18 protein-coding genes are annotated in these 16631 nt (G+C 66.0%); 12 read left to right on the top strand and 6 right to left on the bottom strand.

The features are described from left to right. Window positions 1-44: 44 nt before the first annotated feature. Window positions 45-1316: an ATP-binding protein gene (locus tag ACRQ5Q_RS37800; protein WP_439394883.1), complete on the top strand. Its 1272-nt coding sequence runs from the start codon at window positions 45-47 to the stop codon at window positions 1314-1316. Here ACRQ5Q_RS37800 and ACRQ5Q_RS37795 read toward each other — a convergent pair. Next, window positions 1243-2136: a YihY/virulence factor BrkB family protein gene (locus ACRQ5Q_RS37795; RefSeq protein ID WP_439370668.1), complete on the bottom strand. Its 894-nt coding sequence runs from the start codon at window positions 2134-2136 to the stop codon at window positions 1243-1245. The two genes, ACRQ5Q_RS37800 and ACRQ5Q_RS37795, sit on opposite strands and share 74 nt — an antisense overlap. A gap of 297 nt (window positions 2137-2433) precedes the next feature. On the opposite strand from ACRQ5Q_RS37795, the gene ACRQ5Q_RS37790 reads away from it, so the two are divergent. The 6 genes from ACRQ5Q_RS37790 (at window position 2434) to ACRQ5Q_RS37765 (ending at window position 6473) form a co-directional block, all read left to right on the top strand. Beyond that, on the top strand, window positions 2434-2628 hold the full coding sequence (locus ACRQ5Q_RS37790) for a twin transmembrane helix small protein (protein ID WP_439370666.1): 195 nt from the start codon (window positions 2434-2436) through the stop codon (window positions 2626-2628). Window positions 2629-2630: 2 nt separating this feature from the next. Further along, window positions 2631-3203 carry a cob(I)yrinic acid a,c-diamide adenosyltransferase gene (locus tag ACRQ5Q_RS37785; RefSeq protein ID WP_439370664.1) on the top strand — a complete coding sequence of 191 codons (573 nt, stop codon included), beginning with the start codon at window positions 2631-2633 and terminating at the stop codon, window positions 3201-3203. 125 nt (window positions 3204-3328) lie between these two features. Beyond that, window positions 3329-4078: an electron transfer flavoprotein subunit beta/FixA family protein gene (locus ACRQ5Q_RS37780; RefSeq protein WP_439370662.1), complete on the top strand. Its 750-nt coding sequence runs from the start codon at window positions 3329-3331 to the stop codon at window positions 4076-4078. Continuing rightward, the gene (locus tag ACRQ5Q_RS37775) at window positions 4078-5022 is read left to right on the top strand and encodes an electron transfer flavoprotein subunit alpha/FixB family protein (protein WP_439370661.1); all 945 of its coding nucleotides are present in this window, start codon (window positions 4078-4080) and stop codon (window positions 5020-5022) included. Before ACRQ5Q_RS37780 ends, ACRQ5Q_RS37775 begins: the two co-directional genes overlap by 1 nt. A 190-nt stretch (window positions 5023-5212) precedes the next feature. Continuing rightward, window positions 5213-6094, top strand: a complete 882-nt coding sequence (locus ACRQ5Q_RS37770; protein ID WP_439370660.1) for a 3-hydroxybutyryl-CoA dehydrogenase — start codon at window positions 5213-5215, stop codon at window positions 6092-6094. Between the two features lie 184 nt (window positions 6095-6278). Further along, window positions 6279-6473, top strand: coding sequence for a putative motility protein (locus ACRQ5Q_RS37765; protein ID WP_027562813.1), 195 nt, complete (start codon window positions 6279-6281; stop codon window positions 6471-6473). On the opposite strand, the gene tlpA is transcribed toward ACRQ5Q_RS37765, so the two are convergent. Continuing rightward, window positions 6470-7135, bottom strand: a complete 666-nt coding sequence (gene tlpA / locus ACRQ5Q_RS37760) for a thiol:disulfide interchange protein TlpA (RefSeq protein WP_439399939.1) — start codon at window positions 7133-7135, stop codon at window positions 6470-6472. The two genes, ACRQ5Q_RS37765 and tlpA, sit on opposite strands and share 4 nt — an antisense overlap. Before the next feature lie 105 nt (window positions 7136-7240). On the opposite strand from tlpA, the gene argH reads away from it, so the two are divergent. The 3 genes from argH to lysA all read left to right on the top strand — a co-directional run bounded on the left by argH (window position 7241) and on the right by lysA (window position 10311). Beyond that, entirely contained in the window at window positions 7241-8638 is a 1398-nt protein-coding gene (gene argH, locus ACRQ5Q_RS37755) for an argininosuccinate lyase (RefSeq protein ID WP_439394881.1), read from the top strand. A gap of 93 nt (window positions 8639-8731) precedes the next feature. Next, the gene (gene lptM, locus ACRQ5Q_RS37750) at window positions 8732-9022 is read left to right on the top strand and encodes an LPS translocon maturation chaperone LptM (protein WP_439370655.1); all 291 of its coding nucleotides are present in this window, start codon (window positions 8732-8734) and stop codon (window positions 9020-9022) included. 23 nt (window positions 9023-9045) lie between these two features. Further along, window positions 9046-10311: a diaminopimelate decarboxylase gene (lysA, locus tag ACRQ5Q_RS37745; RefSeq protein WP_439394879.1), complete on the top strand. Its 1266-nt coding sequence runs from the start codon at window positions 9046-9048 to the stop codon at window positions 10309-10311. Window positions 10312-10374: 63 nt separating this feature from the next. Here lysA and ACRQ5Q_RS37740 read toward each other — a convergent pair whose 3' ends face one another. Then, window positions 10375-11283 (bottom strand): NAD(P)-dependent oxidoreductase, encoded by a 909-nt coding sequence (locus tag ACRQ5Q_RS37740; RefSeq protein WP_439370651.1) that lies wholly within the window; start codon window positions 11281-11283, stop codon window positions 10375-10377. 104 nt (window positions 11284-11387) lie between these two features. Continuing rightward, window positions 11388-11771: a carboxymuconolactone decarboxylase family protein gene (locus ACRQ5Q_RS37735; protein WP_008567285.1), complete on the bottom strand. Its 384-nt coding sequence runs from the start codon at window positions 11769-11771 to the stop codon at window positions 11388-11390. A 168-nt stretch (window positions 11772-11939) separates the two neighbouring features. On the opposite strand from ACRQ5Q_RS37735, the gene ACRQ5Q_RS37730 reads away from it, so the two are divergent. Further along, complete coding sequence (locus ACRQ5Q_RS37730) at window positions 11940-13859, top strand: TIGR02302 family protein (RefSeq protein ID WP_439394878.1); 1920 nt, start codon at window positions 11940-11942, stop codon at window positions 13857-13859. Continuing rightward, window positions 13847-14998 (top strand): DUF4175 family protein, encoded by a 1152-nt coding sequence (locus ACRQ5Q_RS37725; protein ID WP_439370649.1) that lies wholly within the window; start codon window positions 13847-13849, stop codon window positions 14996-14998. The genes ACRQ5Q_RS37730 and ACRQ5Q_RS37725 overlap by 13 nt, the downstream gene beginning before the upstream one ends. Before the next feature lie 215 nt (window positions 14999-15213). Here the strand turns inward: ACRQ5Q_RS37725 and ACRQ5Q_RS37720 are convergent, their stop codons facing one another. Together ACRQ5Q_RS37720 and ACRQ5Q_RS37715 are read right to left on the bottom strand one after the other, a co-directional pair. Continuing rightward, window positions 15214-15588, bottom strand: a complete 375-nt coding sequence (locus tag ACRQ5Q_RS37720; RefSeq protein ID WP_439370647.1) for a response regulator — start codon at window positions 15586-15588, stop codon at window positions 15214-15216. Window positions 15589-15619: 31 nt separating this feature from the next. Then, the gene (locus ACRQ5Q_RS37715; RefSeq protein WP_439370646.1) at window positions 15620-16498 is read right to left on the bottom strand and encodes an MJ0042-type zinc finger domain-containing protein; all 879 of its coding nucleotides are present in this window, start codon (window positions 16496-16498) and stop codon (window positions 15620-15622) included. Between the last annotated feature and the right edge of the window lie 133 nt (window positions 16499-16631).

The raw sequence follows: 16631 nt of genomic DNA, 5'->3' as shown, positions 1-16631 counted from the left end.
GCCCGATAGTCCGGGTTCGAAGGGGACGACTTCGAAGGGGAATTATGGCGGCGAAAACGCGCGCAGTGCGCACTACGCGGACGTCCCGGCGCCCGCCTCGGAAACGGTCCGGGGCGGCGGGGCGGTCGCGCAAGCGTGCCACCAAGGCGGCCGCGCCAGATGTGGTCCAGGCGGCGCTCGCCGCCTTTGCCCACGAGGTCCGCACCCCCCTGACCGGCATTCTCGCGATCAGCGATCTGCTCGCGACCTCCGATCTCGGAGAGCGGGAGCGGCGCTGGGCTGACACCATCAAGGCTGGCGCCGAGCATCTGGCGAGCCTTGCCACGCTGTTCGTGGACGCTGCCAAAACGGGCAAGGGCGCGGGGATGGCCGGCAGCACGCTGCGGCAGGATCTGTTCGATCTGCGGGCGCTCGCGCGCAGCACCGGCGATTCGCTCGCCGGGCGCGCCGCGGCCAAGGGACTGCAGGCCCAGGTCGATATTTCCGACAAGCTGCCGGGGCTGGTGGTCGGCGATCCCGTCCGCCTGCGCGCCGCGCTCGAGAACCTGATCGACAATGCCGTGAAATTCACCGAGCAGGGCGGTGTGGCGCTGGCGGTGGCGCCTTGCCATCCCGCCAACAAGGGCACAGCAAAGGGCAAGGGCAGGGTCGGCGTCGCCTTCGCGGTGTCCGACAGCGGCATCGGCCTCACCATGGCCGAGATCAAGCGGCTGTTCCGCCCGTTCACCCAGGCCAATGTCACCATCGCCTCGCGTTTCGGCGGCGCCGGCCTCGGTCTGTCCTCGGTGAAGCAATTGGCGCGCGCGATGGGCGGCGACATCTCGGTCGCACCGCGCGCTGGCGGCGGCGCCACCTTCACATTGACGGTGTCGCTGGATGCGGCGGGTCCGGCCAGGTCGGGCAAATCGCAAGGCCAGGCCGAGGTGGATGCGGTCGCTGCGCTCCGCGTGCTCAGCGTCGAGGACAACCCCTTCGGCCGCGTCGTGCTCAACACGATCCTCACCGAGCTTGGCCATCATGCCGAGTTCATCGGGCGCGGCGAGGATGCCGTGAACCGGCTGGAGCAGGGCGCCTTCGATGCCGTGCTGATGGACATGGTGCTGCCTGGGATCGACGGCCTCGAGGCGATCAGGCGGATCCGCACCATGCCGGCGCCGCTGGCCCGGATCCCCATCATCGGGGTCTCCGGGCGAGGCGAGGACGAGGCGGCCTCGCGTGAAGCCGGCGCCGACGCCTTCCTGATCAAGCCTGTGTCTCCGCGGGCTCTAGCGACTGCGCTGCTTGAAGCGACACGCCGTGAGGAAGCTGCGACTTGATGATCGCGGCATTGAGCTCGCCGCCATAAACGAAGATCGCGGCGATGAAATACAGGAACACCAGCGCGATGATCACCGAGGCGAGCCCCGCATACATCGTCACGTAGTTGTTGGCGAAGCGCGCCAGATATTGTCCGAAGACGACGCCGGAGATCAGCGACGCCACGACGGTGAAGACGATGCCTGGCATGATCTGAAGGAAGCTGCGCCGTCCCGCCGGCAGCCAGGCGTGCAGGATGAACAGCGCCACCACCAGCGCGCTGATGGTGATGCCGTAGCGCAGCCAGGTGAGAATGCTTTCGTTCGATTCGACGAACAGGGGAATGTGGCGCCGCGCCGCCTCGATGATCAGCGGACCAAGCACGATCAGGAACGCCATCGCGAGGGCCGTGAACGCCGCAATGAGCGTGTAGGCGATCGATTCCAACCGCAGCCAGTACCAGCGCCGCATCTCCACCACGGCATAGGCACGGTTGAGCGCGACGCGCAGCGCCTCGACGCCGTTCGAGGCGAAATAGACCGACAGCGCCGCGCCGATGGTCAGAATGCCGGTGCGGGTGGTGGTCAGCACGTCGTGCACCTCGCCCGAGATCGAATCGGCGACCTGCTTGGGCCAGACCTGAAGCATCAGGCTGGCGGCCTGGTCGGCGAGTTCCTTGGAGCCGAAGAAGCCGGCGAGCGAGGTCAGCACGATCAGGAACGGGAACAGCGCCATCAGGGTCGACAGCGCGATATGGCTCGCGATCGCCCAGCCGTCGTCGGCCAGGAACGTGTAAAACGCATCCTCCAGCACGCAGTAGATGTAGCGGATGGCTTTCACGGCTTGCTCCGGCTTCGCCTCTCCCCGCGCGCGGGGAAAGGCCCACGCGCGGCACGCGCGGCGGGTGAGGGGGAGCCTCCGCGAGGACGGTGGGAGAGCGATTCGGGGAGACTCCCCCTCACCCGGAGTCCGCGCTGCGCGCGCATTCCGGCCTCTCCCCGCAAGCGGGGAGAGGCGAAGAAGACAGGCCGCTCGAGCAAATCTGAACTCATCCAGCTAGCTTCTGATATTATTGACTTAAAAGCCAGATCGGGAACGCCATGGCGGACCGCCGCGCACGGTGTTATCTACCCTCAGATGGCATCTGTCCTGAGTACTTTCATCCTGCCGATCGCGGTCGGCGCCGTGGCGTTGGTGCTGCTGCTCGGTCTCGTCAACATGATGCGCGGCGGCTCGCCAAACACTTCGCAGAAGCTGATGCGCTGGCGGGTGCTGCTTCAGTTCGTGGCGATCGTCATCGCCATGGCCGCGGTCTGGGCGATGGGACGCTGAACATGGTGGTATTGAACCGCATCTATACCAAGACCGGTGACGACGGCACGACGGCGCTCGGCTCGGGCGAGCGCCGGCCGAAATACGATCTGCGCATCGAGGCCTATGGCACCGTCGACGAGACCAATGCCGCGATCGGCGTGGTGCGGCTCCATACCCATGACATGCCTGAGTTCGACGCGATGCTCGGCCGGATCCAGAACGATCTGTTCGACCTCGGCGCCGATCTTGCGGTGCCCGAACGTGAAGGCAACGCCGAGCGGTTGCGGGTGGTCGCGAGCCAGGTGGAGCGGCTCGAGCGCGACATCGACGCGCTCAACGACAAGCTCGCGCCGCTGACCTCCTTCGTGCTCCCCGGCGGCACGCCGGCCGCGGCCTACCTGCATGTTGCGCGCACGATATGCCGCAGGGCGGAACGCGTCATCGTGGAACTGGCGGCCCGGCCAAGCGAGCCCGTCAGCGCGGCTGGAATCCAGTATATGAACCGCCTCTCGGACTTCCTGTTCGTGGCGAGCCGTGCCGCTAACCGTAATGGTGCCGGGGACGTGCTCTGGGTTCCGGGCCAGAACCGCTGACCCATTTGGACCGCGCATTTCTAAGGTTTAAAAATTGGCGCGTTCGCGCGTTGACCGGGCCGGATCAGGCCTTTAGGTTCCGCGCCAGTTGATAACCCCCTCCCAAATTGAGTGAAAGAGGATCGATGAAGGTCTTAGTTCCGGTAAAGCGGGTGGTCGATTACAACGTCAAGGTCCGCGTCAAGGGCGATGGATCGGGCGTTGAACTCGCCAACGTCAAGATGTCGATGAACCCGTTCGATGAAATCGCCGTCGAGGAAGCGCTGCGCCTGAAGGAAGCCGGCAAGGCGACCGAAGTCGTGGTGGTCTCCATTGGACCGGCGCAAGCGTCGGAGACGATCCGCACCGGTCTTGCCATGGGCGCCGATCGCGGCATCCTGGTGAAGGCCGAAGCCACCGTCGAGCCGCTCGCCGTCGCCAAGATCCTGAAGAAGGTTGCGGAAGAAGAGCAGCCTGGCCTCATCATCCTCGGCAAGCAGGCGATCGACGACGACTCTAACCAGACCGGCCAGATGCTGGCCGCGCTGCTTGGCTGGTCGCAGGCGACCTTCGCTTCCAAGCTCGAGGTCGAAGGTTCTGACTTCAAGGTCACGCGCGAAGTCGACGGCGGCTTGCAGACCGTCAAGCTGAAGGGACCGGCGATCGTCACCACCGACCTTCGTCTCAACGAGCCGCGTTACGCCTCGCTGCCGAACATCATGAAGGCGAAGAAGAAGCCGATCGCGGAGAAGACCGTCGCCGATTACGGCGTCGATGTCGCCGCGCGCCTCGAGGTTCTCAAGACCACCGAACCGGCGGGCCGCAAGGCGGGCGTCAAGGTCAAGGACGTCGCCGAGCTGGTGTCGAAACTCAAGAACGAAGCCGGGGTGCTCTGATGACGACGCTTCTGATTGCCGAACACGACAATGCGTCGCTGAAGGATGCGACCAACAAGACCCTCACCGCGGCTGCCGCGCTCGGCGCGGACGTCGAGGTGCTGGTGGCCGGCCAGAACGCCAAGGCCGCGGCGGATGCCGCCGCCAAGCTCGCCGGCGTGAAGAAGGTGCTGCTCGCCGACGGCGAGCTCTATGCGCACGATCTCGCCGAGCCGCTGGCCGCGCTGATCGTCTCGCTGGCCCCGTCCTACGACGCGATCGTCGCGCCCGCGACCTCGCGCTTCAAGAACGTGATGCCGCGTGTCGCCGCCCTGCTCGACGTCATGCAGGTCTCGGAGATCATCAAGGTGGTCGCCCCCGACACCTTCGAGCGTCCGATCTATGCCGGCAACGCCATCCAGACGGTGAAGTCGAAGGATGCCAAGAAGGTCATCACGGTCCGCACCTCCACCTTCGCCGCGGCGGGCGAAGGCGGCAGCGCGCCGGTCGAGACCGTGGCGGCGGCGGCCGATCCCGGCCTGTCGTCCTTCGTGGGCGAGGAGGTCGCCAAGAGCGACCGTCCCGAGCTGACCTCGGCGAAGATCATCGTCTCCGGTGGCCGCGCCATGCAGAGCCGGGAAAACTTCGCAAAGTACATCGAGCCGCTCGCGGACAAGCTCGGCGCCGGTGTCGGTGCCTCGCGTGCGGCGGTGGACGCCGGCTATGCCCCGAATGACTGGCAGGTCGGCCAGACCGGCAAGGTCGTGGCCCCCGAGCTTTATGTCGCCGTGGGCATTTCCGGCGCGATCCAGCATCTGGCGGGCATGAAGGACTCCAAGGTGATCGTCGCGATCAACAAGGACGAGGACGCGCCGATCTTCCAGGTCGCCGATTACGGGCTGGTCGCCGACCTCTACCAGGCGGTTCCGGAGCTGACGGCCGAACTCGGCAAGCTCGGCAAGTAAAACGCGTTCAAAACACCGGCCGGAGGTATAAACTCCGGCCGGTGTTTCATTTTTGAGCCGTTTTCTTTGGCGTGGGGCACGCCTTCGAAGCGATCCAATCTAGGTTTCGAGCCAAGGTTCTGATTAAATCAGGTTTCTGGTCAAATCAGACGCAGGGCGCGATGTGCGCGCCGTTCCGGTGGATGACATTATGGCGGCAGTGATCAAGAAGGTCGGCGTGATCGGCGCGGGTCAGATGGGCAATGGCATCGCGCATGTTGCCGCGCTCGCCGGCTTCGACGTGGTGCTCAACGACGTTTCGGCCGACCGTCTCAAGTCGGGCATGGCCACCATCAACGGCAATCTGGCCCGCCAGGTCTCCAAGAAGGTCGTTACCGAGGAGGCCAAGACCAAGGCGCTGTCGCGCATCGTGGCCGCCGAGAAGCTCGACGAACTCGCCGATTGCGATCTCGTGATCGAGACCGCGGTCGAGAAGGAAGAGGTCAAGCGCAAGATCTTCCACGAGCTCTGCGCCATCTTGAAGCCCGAGGCGATCGTCGCCTCCGACACGTCCTCGATCTCGATCACCCGCCTTGCTGCCGCCACCGACCGGCCCGAGCGCTTCATCGGCATTCATTTCATGAATCCGGTGCCGCTGATGGAGCTGGTCGAGCTGATCCGCGGCATCGCCACGGATGATGCGACCTTCGAGGCGGCCAAGGAATTCGTCGCCAAGCTCGGCAAGCAGGTCGCGGTCTCCGAGGACTTCCCGGCCTTCATCGTCAACCGCATCCTGCTGCCGATGATCAACGAGGCGATTTACACGCTGTATGAAGGCGTCGGCAATGTCGAGGCGATCGACGCTGCGATGAAGCTCGGTGCCCACCATCCGATGGGCCCGCTCGAGCTCGCCGATTTCATCGGCCTCGATACCTGCCTGTCGATCATGCAGGTGCTGCACGAGGGCCTCGCCGATTCCAAGTACCGCCCGTGCCCGCTGCTGGTGAAATATGTCGAGGCCGGCTGGCTCGGCCGCAAGACCCAGCGCGGCTTCTACGACTACCGCGGCGCCAAGCCGATTCCGACACGCTGACGGGTGGGTTAGCCCCGCGGGTTGCGCGAAGCGCAAACCGCCCGACCTCTTCTGCCTCTCCGGATACGAACAGGGGTGGGTTACGCATTCGGCTAATCCCCCTACGAGCTGCATCCGGCTCGTGACAATTCATGTCCCGTTAACCCCTCGCGCCTAGGTTACGCCCGCTACGAGGGTTCGCGTAATGGACATGATGGCGATGGTCAGCACGATGCTGGCCGCTCAGCAAGGCGCGCTGCAGTCGAATATTGCGGCGACGCTGACCAAGCAGAACATGGACATGGAGAAGTCCACTGTCCTGACCCTGCTCGGCGCCGGTCAGCCTTCCCTCGCCAATGTCGGCCCCGGCGTCGGCGGCAACCTCAACGTGACGGCTTAAAGCGATGCGGCGGCCTTGCCGGTCGCGGCGCGGATCAGCTTCAGCGCATCCTCGCTCGCCCATTCCGCCGGCCCCGCGATCGTCGCGATCTCGCAGCCCTGCGGGTCGACCAGCATCGAGGTCGGCATCCCCAGCGCCCGCCCTATCGCCTTAAGATCCTGGAAAACCTTGGCTTTCTGGTCGTTAAAGTAGCCCAGCCGGGTCAGGTTGGCCTCTTTCAGGAAGGTCTTCGGCTTCTCCGGGTCGCGAGTGTCGATGTTGATCGCCACGACCTCGAAATTCGGCCCCGAAAGCTTGCCCTGGAGCTCGTCCAGCGCCGGCATCTCCTTTCGGCAGGGCACGCACCAGGTGGCCCAGAGGTTCACCAGCAGCGTCTTGCCGCGAAAATCGGACAGTTTCTTCGGCTTGCCGTCGGCATCCTCGAAGGTGAGGTCGGGCAGCTTCAGCGGCGCGGTTGCGATGGTCAGCGCCGCCACCTCGCCATGCGCCAGCGGCGCGATTTTTTGCGCGGTTGCGACCGCCGGCTTGCAGGTCGGATCACCGCCAGGAGCCCGGCTCAGGCCCAGCCCATACAGCGCGGCGAAGCCGGCCAGCCCGCCGATCGCCACAGTGGCGATCACGAGGGGGATCCGGCGCGTGGCGGAGGGCTTCTTGTCGAGCATATCGTTTGTCATCCGGTCGCAGATATGGCTATCAGGGGCCTCTTAATACGGCTGGCCGCGGCCAGCAAACGTGGCTAGCGACAGGCAAGGCGTGAGCAGGGGATCATGAGCAACAAGATGTGGGGCGGCCGGTTCTCGGAACGTCCCGATGAGATCATGGAAGAGATCAACGTCTCCATCGACGTGGATCGTCACCTCTTTGCCCAGGACATTACCGCGTCCAAGGCCCACGCCGCGATGCTCGCCAGCCAGGGCATCATCACGGCCTCTGATGCGAAAAATATCGGCAGGGGTCTAGACACGATTTTGTCAGAGATCGGCAAGGGCGGCTTCGAATTCAAGCGCGCGCTCGAGGACATCCATATGAATGTCGAGAGCCGCCTGTCGGAGCTGATCGGCCCCGCGGCCGGCCGCCTGCATACGGCGCGCTCGCGCAACGACCAGGTCGCGACCGACTTCCGTCTCTATGTCCGCGACGTGCTCGACGAGACCGATGCCGCGCTCGCCGCGTTCCAGCAGGCTCTGGTGGAACGCGCGCTGGAACATGCCGGCACCGTGATGCCCGGCTTCACCCATCTGCAGACCGCGCAGCCCGTGACGTTCGGCCACCATCTGCTCGCCTATGTCGAGATGGCCGGGCGCGACCGCGGCCGCTTCCAGGACGCGCGCAAGCGGCTCAATGAATCGCCGCTCGGCGCCGCCGCGCTCGCCGGCACCTCGTTCCCGATCGACCGCCACGCCACCGCGAAGGCGCTCGGCTTCGACCGCCCGATGGCGAATTCGCTCGACGCCGTCTCCGATCGCGACTTCGTGCTGGAGACGCTCTCGGCCGCCTCGATCTGCGCCGTGCACATGTCGCGCTTTGCCGAGGAGATCGTGATCTGGACCTCGCCCCTGGTCGGTCTGATCCGCCTCAGTGACAAGTTCACGACCGGCTCTTCTATCATGCCGCAGAAGCGCAATCCGGACGCCGCCGAGCTCGTGCGCGCCAAGACCGGCCGCGTCATCGGCGCGCTGAACGGGCTGCTGATCGTGATGAAGGGCCTGCCGCTCGCCTATCAAAAGGACATGCAGGAGGACAAGCAGGGCGCCATGGAGGGTTTTGCCGCGCTGTCGCTGGCGATCCGCGCCATGATCGGAATGGTCCGCGATCTGGTCCCTGACGAGGCTAAGATGAAGGCCGCCGCCGGCGAGGGCTATGCCACCGCGACCGATCTGGCCGACTGGCTGGTGCGGACCCTGAAGATGCCGTTCCGCGACGCCCACCACGTCACCGGCCGCATCGTGGCCAAGGCGGCGGAGGACGGCGTGGCGCTGCACGAGCTGCCGCTGAAGCAGATGCAGGCGATCGAGCCGAAGATCACCAGGGACGTGCTCGGTGTGCTCTCGGTCGAATCGTCGGTGAAGAGCCGCACCAGCTTCGGCGGCACCGCGCCGAAGAACGTAGCGTCGCAGGCCAAGGCCTGGGCGAAGCGGCTGGAAAAAGAGCGAAAATTGGGCTGAGGGTAAAATTTCGCTGATGTTTCATGGTCATCCGGCTCTCGCCAGAGCACGCCAATCTCTGTATGGTGCGGCCCGCGTAGTGGGGATTTCGTCGTGACGTCAAAGTTTCGCCCGGCCGGCTCGGGGTGGGCCATCATTGTCTTGAGCCTGACGGCGCTCGCGCTTGCCGGCTGCGGCCGCAAGGGTCCGCTCGACCTGCCGCCGACCGCGTCCAGCGCGTCCACGGCCAATGTCGCCGCGCCGACCGACACCGAGATTGAGACCCAGAGGACGCCGAGCGTGTTCAATCCCACCTATGGTGCGGACGCTGCGCCGGCGGCGCCCAGGGGCACCAAGAAATCGTTTATTCTCGACCCGCTCCTGGACGACAAGCCCAGCCGGTAGGCTGGGGCAACCGAGCCAACGCCATGAACCATTTCGACTATCGCAACGGCGTGCTGCACGCCGAGGCGGTGAACCTGTCCGAGCTGGCCGCAACGGTCGGTACGCCGTTCTATTGCTATTCGACCGCGACGCTGGAGCGGCATTACCGCGTCTTCACCGAGGCTTTCGCCGGCGAGAAGGTGCTGGTCTGCTACGCCCTAAAGGCGAACTCCAACCAGTCGGTACTGCGCACGCTGGCCAAACTGGGGGCCGGCGCCGACGTGGTCTCGGGCGGTGAGTTGAAGCGCGCGCTTGCCGCCGGTATTCCCGCCGGCAAGATCGTGTTCTCCGGCGTCGGCAAGACGGAAGACGAGCTGCGCGCCGCGCTGGCCGCCGACATCCTCTGTCTCAACGTCGAATCCCAGCCGGAGCTCGAGCTGCTGTCGCGCCTTGCGATCGAGATGGGCAAGACTGCGCGGATCTCGTTGCGCGTCAATCCCGACGTCGATGCAGGCACGCATGTCAAGATCTCCACCGGCAGGTCCGAGAACAAGTTCGGCATCCCGATCGTGCACGCCCGCGAGGTCTATGCGCGCGCGGCGAAGCTGCCCGGAATCCAGGTGACCGGTACCGACGTGCATATCGGCAGCCAGATCACCGATCTCTCCGGCATGGAGACCGCGTTCCGCATCCTCTCCGAATTCGTGCAGACGCTGCGTAGCGACGGCCACGACATCAGCCACGTCGATTTCGGCGGCGGTCTCGGCATTCCCTATTACATGGACCGCGAGGCGCCGCCGGCGCCCGCCGCCTATGCCGCCATGGTCAAGCGCGTCAGCCACAATCTCGGCTGCACGCTGATGTTCGAGCCGGGCCGCATGATCGTCGGCAATGCCGGCATCCTGGTCGCCAAGGTGATCTATGTGAAGCACGGCGACGGCAAGAACTTCGTCATCATCGACGCCGCGATGAACGATCTGATCCGCCCGACGCTGTACGAGGCTCATCACGACATCCTGCCGGTGACGCAGCCGGGGAAGGATGCGGCCACGATCACGGCCGACGTGGTCGGCCCGGTCTGCGAGACCGGCGACTATCTCGCGCTCGACCGCACGCTGCCGATGCCGAAGGCGGGCGATCTCCTCGCCATCATGACCGCCGGCGCCTATGGCGCCGTGCAGGCCGGCACCTACAACACGCGCCCGCTGGTGCCCGAGGTCCTGGTGAAGGGCGACCAGTACGCCGTGGTGCGCCCCCGCATCGACGTCGAGCAGCTGATCGCGATGGACAAGCCGGCGCCGTGGCTGTGAGGCCGCGCTGGCTCAACAACCACGCCGTCGTCCGGCCTTCGCCGGGACGACGGAAGGCTGACTCTACTTCCCTGCCAATCCGCCCTTTGCTCCACCCACCACGACTCCCGCCTTCTTCTCGATCGGCTTGATGGCCGCGGTGAAATCCGACTCCGCGCCTTCCGCGCTGATCACGGTTTCCCACAGCCGCCCGACGGCCTCGGCGACCTCCATCGACAGGCCGAGCTGCTTCATCTCCTCCAGCGCCAGCCGTACGTCCTTGACCATCAGCCCCGTGGCGAAGCCGAAATCGAAGGTGCGCGGCAGCACCGAGCGCGGAAACTTGTCGCGGCTTGCGGTGTTCATGCCGGAGCCCGCATTGATGACGTCGATCATCACGGCGGGATCGAGCCCGGCTTTCACGCCCATCACGACGGCTTCCGACGTCGCCACGATCGCGGTAGCCGACAGGAAATTATTGGCGAGCTTCATGGTCTGCGCCGCGCCCGGCTTCTCGCCGATGAAGAACACCTTTCCGATCACGTCGAGTGCGGGCTTGAGCAGCTCGAACTCCGCCTTCGGCCCCGACACCATCACCGCCAGCGTGCCCTTCTCGGCGCCGCCGACGCCGCCGGAGACGGGACAGTCGATCTGCACGATGCCGCGCTTGGCCAGGAGCCCGTGAATCTTCGCCGCCATTGCCGAGCCGATGGTGGAGAGATCGATGAAGCGCTTTGCGCGCTTGCCCTCGATCACGCCGTTCGCGCCCGTTGCAACGTCGAGCGAAGCCCGTAGCGAGGGCAGGCTCGCCATCACGGTCTCGACCTGATCGGCGACGTCCTTCGGCGACGACGCGGCAGTGGCGCCACGTGCCACCAGCTTTTCGACAATCTCCTTGCGCGTGTCGAACACGACGAGCCTGTGTCCCGCCTCGATCAGCCGCCGCGCCATCGGGAAACCCATGTTTCCGAGCCCGATGAATCCGATGTCCATGGTGTTTCCTTGTGCTTGTTATTTTTTGTTGAGTACGAAGCCGCATGCCCCATACTCGCTGCCGTCCCGGCGAAGGCCGGGACCACGCCGGAGAGAGACGGGCCTCACGCCTTCCCGTCAATCTCCGCGAACACCTCGCGCGCGATGCGAAAACTGTCTACGGCGGCCGGCATGCCGCCGTAGATGGCGACCTGCATCAGGATCTCGCGGATCTCGTCACGGGTGACGCCGTTGGTCAGCGCGCCCTTCAGATGCGCGCGAAACTCGTGCTGGCGGTTGAGGATCGCGATCATCGCGATGTTGAGCATGCTGCGGGTCTTGCGCGGCAGCTCCTCGCGGCCCCACACCGTGCCCCAGCAATATTCGTTGAGCATCTCCTGGAACGGACGGTTGAAATCGTCGACGTTCTTCAGGGCGTTGTTGACATAGGCTTCTCCCAGTACCGCTTTGCGGACCTCGAGGCCCTTGTCGTGCATCTTCTTGTCCATGGCGTTTCCTTCGCTTCCCTGAGGTGGCGCCGCGGAAATTACGGGGTTGAGGCGGACCAGTCACGTCCTCGTGTTATGCGGGAAAAGGGGTCGCTCCCGTACAGGAACGGATGCCTCAGTGCTGCCGTTGTGATACGCTTCTCTCTACCGGGCAACCTGGAGAGCTGATTGAACGGCGTCACCCCCGACCCGTCAGACCCGATCCGCGATGGCGACGCTCTGTCGCGGCTGAAGCTGGCGCAGGCCCTCGACAGGGCCGTTTATGCCATCGCGTGGGAGCGTGCCTGGCCAAATCTCGCGCGGCTGCTGACCGTCATCGGCTTGTTCCTGGTGGTGTCCTGGGCGGGTCTTTGGCTTGCGCTGCCGTTCCTGGCGCGTGCGATCGGTCTCGCCATTTTTGCCGGCGTTGCGACCGCCGTGCTGTTCCCCCTGCTCAAGTTCCGCTGGCCGAGCCGCGAGGAGGCGCTGAGCCGGCTCGACCGCGGCTCCGGCATTCGTCACCGCCCGGCCACCACGCTCGCGGATACGCTGACCTCGCAGGATCCGATCGCGAAGGCGCTGTGGCAGGCGCAGCGCGAGCGCACGCTGGCCTCGCTGAAGCGCATCCGTGCCGGTCTGCCGCGCCCGCGGCTCGCGCTCCACGATCCCTGGGCGCTGCGCGCGCTGGTCATGGTGATGCTGGTTGCGACCTTCTTCGCGGCCGGCGACGAGCGCGCGATGCGCGTCGGAGCCGCCTTCGACTGGAACGGCGTGCTGGCACCCACGAACATACGCGTCGATGCCTGGGTTACGCCGCCGCTCTACACGGGCAGGCCGCCGGTGATCCTGTCGGCCGCCAACAAGGAAGCTGCAGCGCTACCGGCGAGCGGTCCGCTCGCCGTTCCCGCCGGCTCGACCCTGATCGTGCGCTCTTCCGGCGGCAACCTCGATGTCGTTGTCTCCGGCGGTCTCAAGGAGGTCGCTCCCACCGAGGCCACGCCCAAGGGCACCAACGAGAAGCATTTCGCCATCACCGCCGACGGCACCGCGCATGTCCGTGCGCCGTCCGGCCAGCCGCAATGGGCGTTTGCGGCGACGCCGGACCGTCCGCCGACGATCTCGCTTGTCAAGGATCCGGAGCGGCAGGCGCGCGGCGGGCTCCAGCTCTCCTACAAGATCGAGGACGATTACGGCGTCACCGGCGCCGAGGCGCAAATCGGCCTGCGCTCCGCCGACGGCAAGGACGACAGCAAGGCCGCGGCGCGGCCGCTGTTCCAGCCGCCGCAATTCCCGCTGGTGCTGCCGAACGCGCGCACCCGCAACGGCGTCGGCCAGACGGTGAAGGACCTCAGCGAAGATCCCTATGCCGGCGCCGATGTCACGCTGACGCTCAGCGCCAAGGACGAGGCCGGCAACGAGGCAAAAAGCGAGCCGTTCAACTTGCGCCTGCCCGAGCGCCTGTTCACCAACTCGCTCGCGCGCGCGCTGATCGAGCAGCGCCGCATCCTCGCGCTCGACGCCAACAAGAATTCCGACGTCTACGCCGCGCTCGACGCGCTGATGATCGCGCCGGAATTGTTCACGCCGGATGCCGGCTGCTATCTCGGCCTGCGCAGCCTCGCTGCCCAGCTCGAGGCGGCCCGCACCGACGATGCGCTCCGCGAGGTGGTGGCGAGCATGTGGGCGTTCGCGGTCACCATCGAGGACGACGGTGTCGCCGGCAGCGTCAACGCCGCGCTGCGCTCGGCGCAGGACGCGCTCAAGCATGCGCTCGAACGCGGCGCCAGCGAGGACGAGATCAAGGTGCTGACGCAGAAGCTCCGCGAGGCGATGGCCGGCAAGGTGCGCGATCTTGCCCGGCGCGCCGAGCAGAATCCGCTCGGCCCCCGGCAGCCGTTCCCGGCGGAGGTTCAGCTCATCCTCGACAAGGCGATCGAGCTGCGACAGAAGACCCAGAAGGCGACGGCGGAGCAGCTCGCGGAGCTGGCGCAGCAGCAGGACGCGCTGCGCCAGCAGCTTCAGGCCTATCGGAAGTCGGCGAGCAACCGGGCGAAGGGGGGCAACGACGGGGCCAACCAGTTTACGCGGGACCGGAAATGCGGAAGCTAGCGCGCCTGCCAGTCTTCAAGGCGATCTCGATCGCCTGCTTCGCCCTGCTGCTGGGTGGCGTCTCGCCGGCCGCTGCCCAGCTGGACCAGGATCCCGATGCGCTGCTCGACAGCGCTGAAAAGGCGATGCAGGATTCCGGCGACAGCCTGAGGCAGAAGGAATCCGGCAAGAGCCTGGGCAATCAATCCGACGCCATCCAGAAGCTCGAGGAATACAAGCGCGCGACGGAGCGGAGCCAGTCCTCCAGCCGCGATCGCAACGTCATCACGCAGCGCGATCTCGACGAGCTGCTGAAGCAGATCGAGAAGGCGGCGCGCGAGGGCAATCGCGAGGCGGCCCAGCGCATGCTCGAGCAGCTCGCGCAGATCATGGAAAATCTCCAGATGGCGCAGCCCGGGCAATCCGGCGACAGCGACATGGAGCAGGCGCTGAACGAGCTCAGCGACATGATCCGCAAGCAGCAGCAATTGCGCGACAAGACGTTCAAGCAGGGCCAGGATTCCCGGCGCGACCGCTCCCGCGGCAAGCAGGGCGACCAGTCGATGTCGGACCTGCAGCAGGACCAGCAGGCGCTGCGCGATCGCCTGAAGAAGCTGCAGGACGAGCTCGCCAAGCGCGGCCTCACCCAGAAGGGACAAAAGAGCCAGAAGGGTCAGCCGGGGCAGAAGGGCCAGCAGGGCGATCCGGGACAGTCCGGCCAGGATGGCGATCAGGACGGCGACCAGGGCGATGATGACGGCAGCCTCGACGCCGCCGACGGCGCGATGGGCGATGCCGGCTCGAAGCTCGGCGAGGGCAACGCGGATGGTGCCGTGGACTCGCAGGGCAAGGCGCTCGACGCCCTGCGCAAGGGTGCGCAGAAGATGGCCGAGGCGATGCAGCAGGGCGACGGCGACGGGCAGGGCGATGGTCCCGGCAACCGGGCCGGCCGCCAGCAGAGCGGCGCCAATCAGACCGACCCGCTCGGCCGGCCGCTTCACGGCCGTGAGTTCAGCGACGACTACACAGTCAAGATCCCCGGCGAGATCGACGCCCAGCGCGTCCGCCGCATTCTCGAAGAGCTCCGCCGCCGCTTGGGCGATCCCTCGCGCCCGCAGATCGAGCTCGATTACATCGAGCGGCTGCTGAAGGATTTTTGAGGCGATAGCCTTCTTCTAGCCGGGATGAGCGAAGCGACATCCGGGGCCAATGGTCCCGCATGTCGCTGCGCTCATCCGGGCGACGACCGCGCCACAACCCTCGGTCGCTGCGAGCGTAGCGAAGCAATCCAGAATCTTTCCGCGGCAGCAGTCGGGATCGCTTTCGCTGCGCTCGCAATGATCTCGCAATGATGATGTGGCGATACCGCTGCCGGCTACCGCTTCTTCGCGGCGAGCGCATCGGCCACGGCCGTGCGGATATCCGCGACCGAGAACGGCTTTGTCACGACGTCATGCACCAGCGCATTGAGGTTCGACGCGCGCTCGCGCTGGTCGGCAAAGCCGGTCATCAGCAGGATGGTCAGGTCGGGGAAGTCGCGCGCGGCGGACAGCGCCAGAGCGATGCCGTCCATGACGGGCATCTGGATGTCGGTGAGCAGCAGATCGAACGCGCCATCCTCGCGGGTCAGGATCTCCAGCGCCTCGGCGCCATCCTGCGCGGTCACGGTCTCGTGGCCGTCCATGGCGATGGCGCGTGCCACCAGCGTGCGCATCGAATCCTCGTCATCGGCGATCAGGATTTTGGGCATGAGACCAACCTTGGGAGCAACCGCGCGACGATTACACGCTGCCGCCGGAGATGTCGCGCCGGTTCAAGAAGCGAACGTCGATGTTGCGGCCCTCCGGCGGGGGCGAAGCGAGGCGCGAGCGGAAGGAGGCGCGCTCGCCGGGTTGCAGCACGGTCTGTTCCAGCACGGCATTCCAGGCGTAGATCTCCGCGCCCTGCGCGTCGCGCACGGCAAATCGCAGCCGCGGGATGTCGAGCGGCTTCTTGCCCTGGCCGACGATCACGCCCTCGATCACCAGCACCTGCTTACCGTCGACGGTCTCGCTGGACAGCTTGACGTCCTTGAACGCCAGCCCGCGCAGATTCACCTCGAGCCCGACCATCTTGTAGAACGCGGCGGTCTGCGGCAGCAGCCGCACCACATCGCCGCGCCACATGATCAGGGCCAGCACCAGCGCGGCCATGGCGGCGCAGGCGGTCGGCAGGCCGAAATAGGATTTTCGCGGAGCAACAGTGGGAGTCGGGCGCTTCACCCGCGCCCCGGGGCGGCTGAACAGGCTGCGGAACCAGGATCGGTGCTGTGCGCCGACGGCTTCTTCCTCGGCGGACCGTGCCGCCGCCGACCACTCGTCCTCGAGTTCCCGGGCGTCGTCGGCCGGCCAGTCGCTGGCGATCGAGGGGCTGTCAATCACGGGGGTGTCGGCGGCGGTATCGTACTCGGCATAGGAGTTCCACTGCGCGGCGAGGTCGGACTGGTCGTCGGCCTCTCGGGCCGCGGCCATGGCCGGGATGGACGCCTCCTCGATGGCATCCTCGGCATAGGCGACCCAGGTCTCCTTGCAGCGGGAGCAGCGGACCGTCCGTCCATTCGCCCCCAGGCTCGCGGGCTTGATGGCGTAGGATGTCGTACAATGGGGGCAGACGATATGCATGGACGAGCCTTGATGCATGGACTGGTCGTGATGACCCGGAGAGCCGGTTGCCCTGGATGCTACAAGGCGACCGTTAACGAACCGGAAACCATAACGGTCGCAAAAACCGTTGATCGCGTAGGACAGCGCGCCG

Origin of the sequence: Bradyrhizobium sp. PMVTL-01 (genome assembly GCF_051861855.1) — a bacterium.
In the GTDB taxonomy this organism is placed as follows: domain Bacteria; phylum Pseudomonadota; class Alphaproteobacteria; order Rhizobiales; family Xanthobacteraceae; genus Bradyrhizobium.
This window is presented reverse-complemented; position numbering and strand designations above follow the sequence as displayed.